The 13,835-nt window shown below is 71.6% G+C and carries 10 protein-coding genes; all 10 read left to right on the plus strand.

All coding sequences use genetic code 11. The features are described 5' to 3' along the window. The first annotated feature begins 375 nt into the window (after positions 1 to 375). Positions 376 to 1,344, plus strand: a complete 969-nt coding sequence (locus tag ABZY12_RS22425) for an EamA family transporter (protein ID WP_356892956.1) — start codon at positions 376 to 378, stop codon at positions 1,342 to 1,344. A 157-nt stretch (positions 1,345 to 1,501) separates the two neighbouring features. Beyond that, on the plus strand, positions 1,502 to 2,947 hold the full coding sequence (locus ABZY12_RS22430) for an aldehyde dehydrogenase family protein (protein ID WP_356892958.1): 1,446 nt from the start codon (positions 1,502 to 1,504) through the stop codon (positions 2,945 to 2,947). Between the two features lie 159 nt (positions 2,948 to 3,106). Further along, a complete protein-coding gene (locus ABZY12_RS22435; RefSeq protein ID WP_356892960.1) occupies positions 3,107 to 5,032 on the plus strand; it encodes an acyl-CoA dehydrogenase family protein in 1,926 nt (641 codons plus the stop codon). A 238-nt stretch (positions 5,033 to 5,270) separates the two neighbouring features. Then, complete coding sequence (gene aroA, locus ABZY12_RS22440; RefSeq protein ID WP_356892962.1) at positions 5,271 to 6,512, plus strand: 3-phosphoshikimate 1-carboxyvinyltransferase; 1,242 nt, start codon at positions 5,271 to 5,273, stop codon at positions 6,510 to 6,512. A 34-nt stretch (positions 6,513 to 6,546) separates the two neighbouring features. Continuing rightward, on the plus strand, positions 6,547 to 7,797 hold the full coding sequence (gene dxr, locus ABZY12_RS22445; RefSeq protein WP_356892964.1) for a 1-deoxy-D-xylulose-5-phosphate reductoisomerase: 1,251 nt from the start codon (positions 6,547 to 6,549) through the stop codon (positions 7,795 to 7,797). Continuing rightward, positions 7,794 to 9,098, plus strand: a complete 1,305-nt coding sequence (locus ABZY12_RS22450) for a site-2 protease family protein (protein ID WP_356892966.1) — start codon at positions 7,794 to 7,796, stop codon at positions 9,096 to 9,098. Before dxr ends, ABZY12_RS22450 begins: the two co-directional genes overlap by 4 nt. Positions 9,099 to 9,226: 128 nt before the next feature. Next, positions 9,227 to 10,384 (plus strand): flavodoxin-dependent (E)-4-hydroxy-3-methylbut-2-enyl-diphosphate synthase, encoded by a 1,158-nt coding sequence (gene ispG, locus ABZY12_RS22455; protein WP_356892968.1) that lies wholly within the window; start codon positions 9,227 to 9,229, stop codon positions 10,382 to 10,384. A 151-nt stretch (positions 10,385 to 10,535) separates the two neighbouring features. After that, positions 10,536 to 11,381 (plus strand): GNAT family N-acetyltransferase, encoded by an 846-nt coding sequence (locus tag ABZY12_RS22460; protein ID WP_356892969.1) that lies wholly within the window; start codon positions 10,536 to 10,538, stop codon positions 11,379 to 11,381. Between the two features lie 29 nt (positions 11,382 to 11,410). Then, positions 11,411 to 11,968 carry a GNAT family N-acetyltransferase gene (locus ABZY12_RS22465; RefSeq protein ID WP_356892971.1) on the plus strand — a complete coding sequence of 186 codons (558 nt, stop codon included), beginning with the start codon at positions 11,411 to 11,413 and terminating at the stop codon, positions 11,966 to 11,968. 68 nt (positions 11,969 to 12,036) lie between these two features. Beyond that, positions 12,037 to 13,731: a proline--tRNA ligase gene (locus ABZY12_RS22470; protein ID WP_356892973.1), complete on the plus strand. Its 1,695-nt coding sequence runs from the start codon at positions 12,037 to 12,039 to the stop codon at positions 13,729 to 13,731. Positions 13,732 to 13,835: the final 104 nt, after the last annotated feature.

Raw genomic sequence — 13,835 nt, forward strand, 5'->3', positions numbered from 1 at the left:
GGGCCGGTGTGGCGCGGTGGCGTGTTCGGCTGCCTTACGGGCCGCCTGGCGATCGGGCGAGGGCCGGTGTGGCGCGGTGGCGTGCGGCTGCCTTGCGGGGTGCCTGGTGAGCGGGCGAGGGCCGGTGTGGCGCGGTGGCGTGCGGCTGCCTTACGGGCCGCCTGGCGATCGGGCGACGGCCCGTGCGGCGCGGCCGCGCGGTGCCGGTTCGGGCCTGTTCCGGCCCGGACGGCTCTCCTGGCGCGGCGTTCCCCTGTCTCGCAGCGCATCGCCTCGTCGCGCTGTCTCACGGCGGCGCGCCGAAACCCCGCCCGGCTGCCCGATCACGGGCAAATTCCTTGGTCATCAGGTCCGTGATTCCCTAGTCTCCTGATCATGCCAAGCCCCGCCGTCGATCCGGCCTCCGAGGTCCAGACGTCCGCCCCCGACCCCCGCGGCACCCCCGCCCGTACGCCACGCCGGATCTCCGGTGCCGTGTGGGCCGCCCTCGGGATCGTGTACGTCGTCTGGGGGTCCACGTACCTCGGCATCCGGATCGTCGTCGAGACGATGCCGCCGTTCCTCTCCGCCGGCGCCCGCTTCGTCACCGCCGGGCTGATCCTCGCCGGGCTCATCGCCTGGCGGCGGGGTCCCGCCGCTCTGAAGGTGACCCGCAAGCAGCTCGCCTCGGCCGTCGTCGTCGGCCTGCTGCTGATCCTCGGCGGCAACGGCCTCGTCGTGCTCGCCGAGACCTCCGTCCCCTCCGGCCTCGCCGCCCTGCTCATCGCCGTCGTGCCCGCCTGGGTCGTCCTGCTGCGGGCCGCGTCCGGCGAGCGCCCCGGCGCGTCCGCCGTGCTCGGCGTACTCCTCGGCCTCGCCGGCCTCGCCGTGCTCACGCTCCCCGGCCTCAGCGGCGACGTCCACCTCGGCGGCGTCCTCCTCGTGATCCTCGCCGCGCTGCTGTGGTCCATCGGGTCGTTCTCCTCCGGCCGGATCCCGATGCCGTCCAACCCCTTCACCGCCAGCGCGTACGAGATGATCGCCGGCGGTCTCGGCGGCATCGCCGTCGGCCTGATCCGTGGCGAACAGCACGGCCTCGACCTGTCCGCCCTCTCCACCCGCTCCTGGGTCGCGCTCGCCTACCTCGTCCTCTTCGGTTCGCTGATCGGGTTCACGGCCTACGCCTGGCTGCTCCAGAGCGCACCGCTGTCCCTCGCCGCCACCTACGCCTACGTCAACCCCGTCGTCGCCGTCCTCCTCGGCGCCCTCGTTCTCAACGAGGCCCTGACCTGGCCGATCGCCCTCGGCGGCGGCATCGTCGTCGCGGGTGTCTGCCTCATCGTCTCCACCGAGCGAAGGTCGTAGCCCGCCCTCTTCCGCCAAACCGTCAGGGCCGCCACCCCTCACCACTCCACAGCGGACAAACGACGCGCCGCCCCCTCGGCCCTAACGTGGCACGCAGACACGTCAGCGACCCCCACTGACGGCACGACACCCACCGATACGAAAGGGCCGGGACGCAATGACTGCCACCCACGCCTTCTGGCTCGCCGGCCGCGAGGCCACCGGCGAGGCCACCTTCGACGTCACCTCCCCCTGGGACGGTCGTCTCGTCGGCAAGGTGAGCGTTCCCACCGAGGCCCAGGTCGAGGAGGCCGTCGCCGCCGCGCACGCCGTCGTCGACGAGTTCGCCGCCACCCCGGCGCACGTGCGCGCCGCCGCCCTCGACCACGTATCGAAGCGTCTTGCCGAGCGCACCGAGGAGATCGCCCAGCTGATCTCCGCCGAGAACGGCAAGCCCATCAAGTGGGCGCGTGGCGAGGTCGGCCGCGCCGTCTCCGTCTTCCGCTTCGCCGCGGAGGAGGCCCGCCGGTTCAACGGCGGCGAGGCCCAGCGCCTCGACACCGACGCCGGCGGCGTCGGCCGGCTGGCCCTCACCCGCCGTATGCCCAAGGGTGTCGTCCTCGGCATCGCGCCGTTCAACTTCCCGCTGAACCTCAGCGCCCACAAGGTCGCCCCGGCCATCGCCGTCGGCGCCCCGATCATCCTCAAGCCGGCCCCGGCCACCCCCATCTCGTCCCTGATCCTGGGCGAGCTGCTGGCCGAGACCGACCTGCCGGCCGGTTCCTGGTCCGTCCTGACCGTCCCGAACGACCGGATGCCCGCCCTCGTCCAGGACGAGCGCCTCCCCGTCATCTCCTTCACCGGCTCCGACAAGGTCGGTTACGCCATCCAGCAGTCCGTGCCCCACAAGCACTGCACGCTGGAGCTGGGCGGCAACGCCGCGGCCGTCGTCCTCGGCGACTGGGCCTCCGAGGCGGACCTGGACTGGGCGGCGACCCGTATCGCCACCTTCTCCAACTACCAGGGCGGCCAGTCCTGCATCTCCGTGCAGCGCGTGATCGCCGACGCGTCGGTCTACGACCGGCTCGTCCCGAAGATCGTCGCCGCCGTCGAGGCGCAGGGCACCGGCGACCCGTCGGACGACACCACCGACGTCGGCCCGCTGGTCAGCGAGGACGCGGCCAAGCGCGTCGAGTCCTGGGTGGACGAGGCCGTGAACGACGGTGCGACCCTCCTCACCGGCGGCAAGCGCGACGGCGCGACCTACGCCCCGACCGTGCTCGCCGACCTGCCGGCCGGCACCACCCTGGCCTGCGAGGAGGTCTTCGGACCGGTGCTCACCCTCAAGAAGGTCGACGGCGAGGCCGAGGCCTTCGCCGAGGTCAACAACTCCAAGTTCGGCCTCCAGGCCGGCGTCTTCACCCACGACCTGCAGACCGCCTTCCGCGCCCACCGCGCGCTGGAGGTCGGCGGCGTGGTCGTCGGCGACGTCCCGTCCTACCGCGCCGACCAGATGCCGTACGGCGGCGTCAAGCAGTCCGGCGTGGGCCGCGAGGGCGTCAAGTACGCCATGGACGACTACACCTACGAGCGCGTCCTGGTCCTGACGGGCCTCGCGCTGTAACCCGTACACCACCCGTACGGACCGAAGACCGACGGCCGGAGCCCACTGTGCGGGGGCTCCGGCCGTCTTCTCCTGTTTCCCTACGCTGCGAAATCGGGTACTACGGACGGGTAGCCACAAGCCCCACGAGCCCCCGATGAGCGGCGAGGTGAGCTCCGTATGTCCGCACCCACCCAGAGGCCCAAGGTCACGGAACGAGAAGCGCGGCAGGTAGCCGAGGCCGCGCGCGAGCAGGACTGGCGCAAACCCAGCTTCGCCAAGGAGCTCTTCCTCGGCCGCTTCCGGCTGGACCTCATCCACCCGCACCCCCTCCCCTCCGAGGAGGACGTACGGCGCGGCGAGGCCTTCCTCGCCAAGCTGCGGGACTTCTGCGAGACGCGCATCGACGGCCGGCTGATCGAACGCGAGGCCCGCATCCCCGACGAGGTCGTCTCCGGCCTCAAGGAACTCGGCGCGCTCGGCATGAAGATCGACCCGAAGTACGGCGGGCTCGGCCTCACCCAGGTGTACTACAACCGCGCCCTCGCTCTCGTCGGATCCGCGAGCCCCGCGATCGGCGCTCTGCTCTCGGCCCATCAGTCGATCGGCGTACCGCAGCCGCTGAAAATCTTCGGCACGCCGGAGCAGAAGGACACCTTCCTGCCGCGCCTCGCCCGCACCGACATCTCGGCCTTCCTGCTGACCGAGCCCGATGTGGGGTCCGACCCGGCCCGGCTCGCCACGACCGCCGTGCCGGACGGCGACGACACCTACGTCCTGGACGGGGTGAAGCTCTGGACGACCAACGGCGTCGTCGCCGACCTGCTCGTCGTCATGGCCCGCGTCCCGAAGTCCGACGGCCACAAGGGCGGCATCACCGCCTTCGTCGTCGAGGCGGACTCGCCCGGCGTCACCGTCGAGCACCGCAACGCCTTCATGGGCCTGCGCGGCCTGGAGAACGGCGTCACCCGCTTCCATGCCGTCCGGGTACCCGCCGCGAACCGCATCGGACCGGAGGGCGCCGGCCTCAAGATCGCCCTGACGACCCTGAACACCGGCCGCCTCTCGCTTCCCGCGATGTGCGTCGGCGCGGGCAAGTGGTCGCTGAAGATCGCCCGGGAGTGGTCCGCCGTACGCGAGCAGTGGGGCAAGCCCGTCGCCCGCCACGAGGCCGTGGGCACCAAGATCTCCTTCATCGCGGCGACCACGTTCGCCCTGGAGGCCGTCGTCGACCTGGCCTCGCAGATGGCCGACGAGGACCGCAACGACATCCGCATCGAGGCGGCTCTCGCCAAGCTCTACGGCTCCGAGATGGGCTGCCTCATCGCCGACGAGCTGGTCCAGATCCGGGGCGGGCGCGGCTACGAGACGGCGGACTCGCTGGCGGCCCGGGGCGAGCGGGCGGTACCGGCCGAGCAACTCCTGCGCGACCTGCGGATCAACCGGATCTTCGAGGGCTCGACCGAGATCATGCATCTGCTCATCGCCCGTGAGGCGGTGGACGCGCACCTCGCCGTCGCGGGCGACATCATCGACCCCGAGAAGTCCCTCTCCGACAAGGCGCGGGCGGGCGCGCGAGCGGGTGGGTTCTACGCCCGCTGGCTGCCGAAGCTCGTCGCCGGGCAGGGGCAGGTGCCGGGCGCCTACCGGGAGTTCGGCGACCTCGCCACCCATCTGCGGTACGTCGAGCGGACGTCGCGGAAGCTGGCCCGGTCGACGTTCTACGCCATGTCCCGGTGGCAGGGGCGGATGGAACTGAAGCAGGCGTTCCTCGGCCGGATCGTGGACATCGGCGCGGAGCTCTTCGCGATGAGCGCGGCGTGCGTACGGGCGGAGTCGCTTCGGTCGACGGACGACCACGGCCGCGAGGCGTACCAGCTCGCGGACGTGTTCTGCCGTCAGTCGCGGCTGCGGGTGGAGGAGCTCTTCGGCCGCCTGTGGTCCAACACGGACGAGCTGGACCGACGGGTGGTGGAGGGTGTGCTGGCGGGCGCGTACGAGTGGCTGGAGGCGGGGGTCGTCGACGCGAGCGACGACGGTCCCTGGATCGCGGACACTCCGCCGGGCCCGTCGACGAAGGAGAACGTCCACCGCAAGATCCCCTGACGGCGGCAGTCCGGGGGGCGTCCCCCCGACCCGCTGACCGTTGTGGGCAATCGTCCCGCGGGACGGGTGGGCACAACCCACGGCCCCCGTGCGCTTACCGGGGGCCCTGCGCACAAGGCCCCCGGCCGAGGTACCGGCCTCGGGGTGTGCCCACCCGCGCCGCCAGCCGCCGCGCCCCCGGCGTCCACGGGGCGGACGGCGCCGCGAGGGCGCCCCGCGCCACGGCACCATGGCGCCCGTGACCGTCATCGACATCCCCGGCTCCAAGTCCGTCACCGCACGCGCCCTCTTCCTCGCCGCCGCCGCGCGCGGGAACACCACTCTCCTGCGGCCCCTCGTCTCCGACGACACCGAGGGCTTCGCCGAGGGGCTCAAGGCCCTCGGTTACGAGGTCGGCCAGGAGCCGGGGGCCTGGCACATCGAGGGACGGCCCGAAGGGCCGGCCGTGGAAGGCGCAGACGTCTACTGCCGGGACGGCGCCACCACCGCCCGCTTCCTGCCCACCCTCGCCGCCGCCGGAGCGCACGGCACCTTCCGCTTCGACGCCTCCCCCCAGATGCGCCGCCGCCCCCTCGGCCCGCTCACCACCGCCCTGCGCACCCTCGGCGTGGACCTCCGCCACGAGGAGAACGAGGGCCACCACCCCCTCACGGTCACCGCCCACGGCATCAGGGGCGGGGCGCTCACCCTCGACGCCGGCCAGTCCTCCCAGTACCTCACCGCGCTGCTGATGCTCGGCCCCCTCACCGCCGAGGGCCTCACCATCACCGTCACCGACCTGGTCTCGGAGCCGTACGTCGAGATCACCCTCGCGATGATGCGGGCCTTCGGCGCGCACATCACCCGGGAGGGCCGCACGTACACCGTCGCCCCCACCGGCTACCGGGCCACCACGTACGCGATCGAGCCCGACGCCTCCACCTCCAGCTACTTCTTCGCCGCCGCCGCTCTCGAATCCGGCCGTACCGTCACCGTCCCCGGCCTCGGCACCGGCGCCCTCCAGGGCGACCTCGCCTTCGTCGACGTCCTGCGCCGGATGGGCGCCGCCGTCGAGATCACCGGGACCGGCACCACCGTCCGCGGCACCGGCACCCTGCGCGGCCTCACGGTCAACATGCGGGACATCTCCGACACCATGCCGACCCTGGCCGCCCTCGCGCCCTTCGCCGACGGACCGGTCCGCATCGAGGACGTCGCCAACACCCGCGTCAAGGAGTGCGACCGCCTCGACGCCTGTGCCGAGAACCTCCGCCGCCTCGGCATCGACGTCGCCACCGGCCCCGACTGGATCGAGATCCGGCCCGGAACCCCGGCCGGAACCGGCGTCGAGATCGCCACCCACGGCGACCATCGCATCGTCATGTCCTTCGCCGTCACGGCCCTGCGCACCCCGGGGATCACCTTCGACGACCCCGGCTGCGTACGGAAGACCTTCCCCGGCTTCCACCACGTCTTCGAGGCGTTCACCCGCACCCCGTGAAGGCCGCCCGCTCTTTGCGGCAAGAATGGGGGGCATGAGCGACCGCCCCTCTCCTCTCGCCGATCCGCATATCGCCTTCGATCCAGCCGAAGGCCGCCGGGACATCGTCGTCCTCGGCTCCACCGGATCCATCGGCACCCAGGCCATCGACCTGGTCCTGCGCAACCCCGACCGCTTCCGGGTCACCGCCCTCGCCGCGTCCGGCGGCCGGGTCGGGCTGCTCGCCGAGCAGGCGCACCGGCTGCGGGTCGCCACGGTCGCCGTCGCCCGCGAGGACGTGGTGCCGGAACTCAGGGACGTGCTGATGCGCCGGTACGGCTCCGAGCCCCTGCCCGAGATCCTCGCGGGCCCGGACGCCGCCACCGAGGTGGCCGCCTCCCCCTGTCACACGGTGCTCAACGGCATCACCGGCTCCATCGGCCTGGCGCCCACGCTCGCCGCCCTCGAAGCCGGCCGCACCCTCGCCCTCGCCAACAAGGAGTCGCTGATCGTCGGCGGCCCGCTGGTCAAGGAGCGGGCCAAGCCCGGCCAGATCATCCCGGTCGACTCCGAGCACGCCGCCCTCTTCCAGGCGCTCGCCGCCGGCACCCGCGCCGACGTCCGCAAACTGGTCGTCACCGCCTCCGGCGGCCCCTTCCGCGGCCGTACGCGCGACGAGCTGGCGCACGTCACCCGCGAGGACGCGCTCGCCCACCCCACCTGGGCGATGGGCCCCGTCATCACGGTCAACAGCGCCACCCTCGTCAACAAGGGCCTGGAGGTCATCGAGGCGCACCTCCTCTACGACATCCCCTTCGACCGCATCGAGGTCGTCGTGCACCCCCAGTCGTACGTCCACTCGATGGTCGAGTTCACCGACGGCTCCACCCTCGCCCAGGCCACCCCGCCCGACATGCGCGGCCCGATCGCCATCGGCATCGGCTGGCCCGAGCGCGTCCCCGACGCGGCCCCCGCCTTCGACTGGTCCACGGCCTCCACCTGGGAGTTCTTCCCGCTCGACACCGAGGCCTTCCCGTCCGTCGGGCTCGCCCGGCACGTCGGCACGCTCGGCGGCACCGCCCCGGCCGTCTTCAACGCGGCGAACGAGGAGTGCGTCGAGGCGTTCCTCGCCGGAAGGCTGCCGTTCAACGGAATCATGGATACGGTCACCGCGGTCGTCACCGAACACGGCACCCCCGCCCGGGGAACCTCGCTCACGGTGGCGGACGTCCTGGAAGCGGAGACCTGGGCCCGTGCCCGGGCCCGGGAACTGGCAGCGAAGGCAACCGCGGAGGCACGCGCATGACCGCACTTCTCTACGTCCTCGGCATCGTGCTGTTCGCGTTGGGGCTGCTCGTCTCCATCGCCTGGCACGAGCTCGGCCACCTCTCCACGGCCAAGCTCTTCGGCATCCGCGTGCCCCAGTACATGGTCGGCTTCGGCCCCACCCTCTGGTCGAAGCGGAAGGGCGAGACGGAGTACGGCATCAAGGCCATCCCGGCCGGCGGCTACATCCGCATGATCGGCATGTTCCCGCCCGGCAAGGACGGCCGGGTGGAGGCCCGCTCCACCTCCCCCTGGCGCTCGATGATCGAGGACGCCCGGGAGGCCTCCTTCGAGGAGCTCCAGCCCGGCGACGAGAACCGGCTCTTCTACACGCGCAAGCCGTGGAAGCGCGTCATCGTGATGTTCGCCGGACCGTTCATGAACCTGGTCCTGGCCGTCGTGCTCTTCTTCGGCAGCATGATGGTGCTCGGCATCGAGGGCCAGACCACCAAGGTCGCCGGCGTCCAGAAGTGCGTCATCGAGCAGAGTGAGAAGCGCGACACCTGCGGCACGGGCGACCCGGTCTCCCCGGCCCACGCGGCGGGCCTCAAGGAGGGCGACAAGATCGTTGCCTTCAACGGCACGCCCGTCAGCGACTGGAACACCCTCTCCGACCACATCCGCGACACCATCGGCCCCGCCACCCTGACCGTCGAGCGCGACGGTCGGCGCCTCGACCTGCACCCCACCCTCGTCGCCAACCAGGTGCTGAAGAAGGACGCGGACGGCCGGGTCGTCAACCCGCCCGCCTACGTCAAGGCCGGATACCTGGGCTTCGCCTCGAAGACCGAGGTGATGCCCCTCACCTTCGGCGAGACCACGACCCGCATGACGGACCTGCTGCAGACCGGCGCGGAGTCCGTGATCGCCCTGCCCAGCAAGATCCCCGCGCTGTGGGACGCCACCTTCGCCGACGGCGAACGCGCCGCGGACTCCCCGGTCGGCGTCGTGGGCGCGGCCCGGCTCACCGGCGAGCTGATGACCGTCGAGGCGCCGCCGGAGCGGATCCTCGTGATGTTCATGAACGTTCTGGTGATGTTCAACGTCTCGCTGTTCCTGTTCAACATGCTGCCGCTGCTTCCCCTCGACGGCGGGCACATCGCCGGCGCCCTGTGGGAGTCGGTACGACGCCACACCGCGCGGATCTTCCGCCGGCCCGACCCCGGCCCGTTCGACGTGGCCAAGCTGATGCCGGCCGCCTACGTGGTGGCGGGCGTCTTCATCTGCTTCACGCTGCTCGTCCTCGCCGCCGACATCGTCAATCCGGTGAAGCTGACGTGATGCACGGGCGGCCGGACCCCGGTGGTGTCCGGCCGCACACCCCCGGGGCGGTAACCTCGAAGACCTGAGCCCGCCGACGTACGGGATCTCGATCCGCATCTTGGCCACACCTTGGGGTTGCACAGCTGATGACCGCGATTTCTCTCGGTATCCCGTCCGTTCCGACCAGGCTCGCCGAGCGGCGCAAGAGCCGCCAGATCCAGGTCGGTTCCGTGGCCGTCGGCGGCGACGCGCCCGTTTCGGTGCAGTCGATGACCACCACCCGTACCTCCGACATCGGCGCGACGCTGCAGCAGATCGCCGAGCTGACCGCCTCCGGCTGTCAGATCGTCCGCGTGGCCTGCCCGACGCAGGACGACGCCGACGCGCTCGCGGTCATCGCGAAGAAGTCGCAGATCCCGGTGATCGCCGACATCCACTTCCAGCCGAAGTACGTCTTCGCCGCCATCGACGCCGGCTGCGCCGCCGTCCGCGTCAACCCGGGCAACATCAAGCAGTTCGACGACAAGGTCAAGGAGATCGCCAAGGCGGCCTCCGAGGCCGGCACCCCGATCCGGATCGGCGTCAACGCCGGCTCGCTCGACGCCCGTCTGCTGAAGAAGTACGGCAAGGCCACCCCCGAGGCGCTGGTCGAGTCCGCCCTGTGGGAGGCGTCCCTCTTCGAGGAGCACGGCTTCCGCGACATCAAGATCTCGGTCAAGCACAACGACCCGGTCGTCATGGTCAACGCCTACCGCCAGCTCGCCGCCCAGTGCGACTACCCGCTGCACCTCGGCGTCACCGAGGCCGGCCCCGCCTTCCAGGGCACCATCAAGTCCGCCGTCGCCTTCGGCGCGCTGCTCGCCGAGGGCATCGGCGACACCATCCGCGTCTCGCTGTCGGCGCCCCCGGCGGAGGAGATCAAGGTCGGCATCCAGATCCTGGAGTCGCTCAACCTGCGCCAGCGCCGCCTGGAGATCGTCTCCTGCCCGTCCTGCGGCCGGGCCCAGGTCGACGTCTACAAGCTCGCCGAAGAGGTCACCGCGGGCCTGGAGGGCATGGAGGTCCCGCTGCGCGTCGCCGTCATGGGCTGCGTTGTCAACGGCCCCGGCGAGGCCCGCGAGGCCGACCTCGGCGTCGCCTCCGGCAACGGCAAGGGCCAGATCTTCGTCAAGGGCGAGGTCATCAAGACCGTCCCCGAGTCGAAGATCGTCGAGACCCTCATCGAGGAGGCGATGAAGATCGCCGAGCAGATGGAGAAGGACGGCGTGATGAGCGGCGAGCCCGAGGTCGTCGCCGTCGGCTGACCGCCTCGCATTCTCCCGTACGTACGTCACGAAGCCCCGCCGCACCCCGTGCCGCGGGGTTTCGCCGTACCCGTCCGTCCGCTCACCCGACACCTCACCGACGCGCCAGGTACAGTGCGGAGACCAGCAGACCGTATGGTGAGGCCCCCTCGTGTTGACGCAGACCACCACCCGGGTCCTCGAACCCGCCGACCTCGGCGCCGCGCTCGCGGTCCTGGAGAGCGCCCCCGTCGAGAACGCCTTCGTCGCGGCGCGCGTCCAGGCGGCCGGACTCGACCCCTGGCGCCTCGGTGGCGAGATGTGGGGCTGGTACACCGACGGGCGGCTGCGCTCCCTGTGCTACTCCGGCGCCAACCTCGTCCCCATCTGCGCCACCCCCGAGGCCGTCCGCGCCTTCGCCGACCGGGCCCGCAGGACCGGCCGCCGCTGCTCCTCCATCGTCGGCCCCGCCGAACCCACCGCCCAGCTCTGGCGGCTCCTGGAACCCGGCTGGGGGCCCGCCCGCGACGTCCGCCCGCACCAGCCGCTGATGGTCACCGAGGAACCCTCCGCCACCGTCGAGCCCGACCCCTTCGTCCGCCGCGTCCGCAAGGACGAGATGGACGTGATCATGCCCGCGTGCGTGGCCATGTTCACCGAGGAGGTCGGGATCTCGCCCATGGCCGGCGACGGCGGACTGCTCTACCAGGCCCGCGTCGCCGAACTCGTCGGCTCCGGACGCTCCTTCGCCCGCGTGGAGGACGGCAGGGTCGTCTTCAAGGCGGAGATCGGCGCCGCCACCCGCCAGGCCTGCCAGATCCAGGGCGTCTGGGTCGCCCCGGAACACCGCGGCAAGGGCCTCTCCGAGACCGGCATGGCCGCCGTCCTGCGCTACGCCCTCGCCGACGTCGCCCCGATCGTCAGCCTGTACGTCAACGACTACAACACCCCCGCCAGAGCGGCGTACCGACGCGTCGGCTTCCGCGAGGTCGGCGCCTTCATGAGCGTGCTGTTCTGAGGCCGAGGACCGACTTGTAGGGTGCGCGCATGGATGACGCTGACGTCACGATCGGACCGGTCAATCTCGCCGCTCGGGTGGACGACGCCCTCGCCGTGCAGGCGCTCGCCTTCGGCCTGAGCGAGGACGAGATCGTCGTACGACGCCATATCGTGCTGCGCCATCTGCTCAACCCCGGCGCCCGCGCCTACGGCGCCACCACCGCCTCCGGCCGCCTCGTCGGTTTCGTGTACGGGATGCCCAACGACCGCGCCCACTGGTGGTCCGGCGTCGTGGAGCCGTATCTCCGCGCCACCGGCACCGTGGACTGGCTCGACGACTCCTTCGTCATCACCGAACTCCATGTCCACCCCTCCCACCAGGGGCGGGGAGTGGGCCGGGCGCTGATCACCACCATCACCGACCAGGCCGAACAGCCCCGCTCCATCCTCTCCGCCATCGACACCGAGAGCCCCGCCCGCGCCCTGTACCGGGCCCTCGGCTACACCGACCTCGCCCGGCGGGTGCACTTCCCCACCGCGCCCCGCCCGTACGCCGTGATGGGCGCCCCGCTGCCCCTGCGGAGGAAGGCGCCGGAGCGGAACTGATTTCCGCCCGCGCGGGCCGCCCGGCTAACCTCCTAGCCATCACACTTTTATCCGCAGGAGAGTTCCCCATGGCCCAGGTCCAGCGCATGTCCCGGTTGATGGTCAAGACACTGCGCGACGACCCGGCGGACGCCGAGACGCTCAGCCACAAGCTGCTCGTCCGCGCCGGTTACGTCCGCCGCAACGCCGCGGGCATCTGGTCCTGGCTGCCGCTCGGCATGAAGGTCCTGGAGAACGTCTCCCGCGTGGTGCGCGAGGAGATGGACGCGATCGGCGCGCAGGAGGTCCTGCTGCCCGCGCTGCTGCCCAAGGAGCCCTACGAGGCCTCCGGCCGCTGGGAGGAGTACGGACCCGAGCTGTTCCGCCTCCAGGACCGCAAGGGCGGCGACTACCTCCTCGGCCCGACGCACGAGGAGATCTTCACCCAGCTGGTCAAGGACCAGTGCACGTCCTACAAGGACCTGCCGGTGATCCTCTACCAGATCCAGACGAAGTACCGCGACGAGGCGCGTCCCCGCTCGGGCATCCTGCGCGGCCGCGAGTTCCAGATGAAGGACTCGTACTCCTTCGACACCACGGACGAGGGCCTGGCCGAGTCGTACGCGCTGCACCGCCAGGCGTACATCAAGATCTTCGACCGTCTCGGTCTCGACCACAAGATCGTCTCCGCGATCTCCGGCGCCATGGGCGGCTCGGCCTCCGAGGAGTTCCTCGCCCCGGCCGCGGCCGGCGAGGACACGTTCGTGTACTGCCCGAACTGCGAGTACGCCGCCAACACCGAGGCCGTGACCTTCAAGGCCGAGGCGGTGGACGGCTCCGCGATCGGCCCGGTCGAGGAGCTGGACACCCCCGACACCCCGACCATCGAGTCCCTCGCCCAGCACCTCGGCGTCCCGGCCTCCGCCACGCTGAAGAACCTGCTGGTCAAGGTCGACGGCGAGATCGTCGGCGTCGGCGTGCCCGGCGACCGCGAGGTCGACCTCGGCAAGCTGGAGGACCACCTGGCCCCGGCCGTGGTCGAGCTGGTCACCGCCGAGGACTTCGAGGGCCGCCCCGACCTGGTACGCGGCTACGTCGGCCCGCAGGGCCTCGACAAGGTCCGCTTCATCGCCGACCCGCGGATCGCCCCCGGCACCGCCTGGATCACCGGCGCGAACAAGGCCGACACGCACGCGAAGAACGTCGTCGCGGGCCGCGACTTCCAGGTCGACGACTACCTCGACGTCGTCGTGGTCGAGGAGAACGACCCCTGCCCGAACTGCGGCACCGGCCTGAAGATGGACCGCGCGATCGAGATCGGCCACATCTTCCAGCTCGGCCGCAAGTACGCCGACGCCTTCCAGCTCGACGTCCTCGGGCAGAACGGCAAGCCGGTCCGCGTGACCATGGGCTCGTACGGCATCGGCGTCTCGCGCGCCGTCGCCGCCCTGGCCGAGCAGCACGCCGACGACAAGGGCCTGTGCTGGCCGGCCGAGGTCGCCCCCGCCGACGTCCACGTCGTCGCGGCCGGCAAGGCCCTCCAGACCGAGCTGGCCCTGGAGGTCTCCGAGAAGCTCAAGGACGCGGGCCTGCGGGTCCTGGTCGACGACCGCGCGGGCGTCTCCCCGGGCGTGAAGTTCACCGACGCGGAGCTGATCGGCGTCCCGAAGATCCTGGTCGCCGGCCGCCGCTCGGCGGAGGGCGTCCTGGAACTGAAGGACCGCCGCACGGGCGAGCGCGAGGAACTGACGGTCGACGAGGCGATCGCCCGCCTCAGCGCCTGACGGCGCGCCACCCGTCCCACCCCGTTGTGGGCACCTGTTCCCGGCGACATCGCGCGGCTCGGCCCCCGGGGCGAGGTCTACGTCGTCGACCGACTGAAAGAGCT

It is taken from the genome of Streptomyces sp. NPDC006551 (assembly GCF_040611675.1).
GTDB lineage: Bacteria > Actinomycetota > Actinomycetes > Streptomycetales > Streptomycetaceae > Streptomyces.

Coding starts and splice junctions, on each gene's coding strand:
- ABZY12_RS22430 (WP_356892958.1), top strand. CDS start 1,502: ATGACTGCCACCCACGCCTTCTGGCTCGCCGGCCGCGAGGCCACCGGC.
- dxr (WP_356892964.1), top strand. CDS start 6,547: ATGAGCGACCGCCCCTCTCCTCTCGCCGATCCGCATATCGCCTTCGAT.
- ABZY12_RS22435 (WP_356892960.1), top strand. CDS start 3,107: ATGTCCGCACCCACCCAGAGGCCCAAGGTCACGGAACGAGAAGCGCGG.
- ABZY12_RS22465 (WP_356892971.1), top strand. CDS start 11,411: ATGGATGACGCTGACGTCACGATCGGACCGGTCAATCTCGCCGCTCGG.
- ABZY12_RS22470 (WP_356892973.1), top strand. CDS start 12,037: ATGGCCCAGGTCCAGCGCATGTCCCGGTTGATGGTCAAGACACTGCGC.
- ABZY12_RS22425 (WP_356892956.1), top strand. CDS start 376: ATGCCAAGCCCCGCCGTCGATCCGGCCTCCGAGGTCCAGACGTCCGCC.
- ispG (WP_356892968.1), top strand. CDS start 9,227: ATGACCGCGATTTCTCTCGGTATCCCGTCCGTTCCGACCAGGCTCGCC.
- ABZY12_RS22450 (WP_356892966.1), top strand. CDS start 7,794: ATGACCGCACTTCTCTACGTCCTCGGCATCGTGCTGTTCGCGTTGGGG.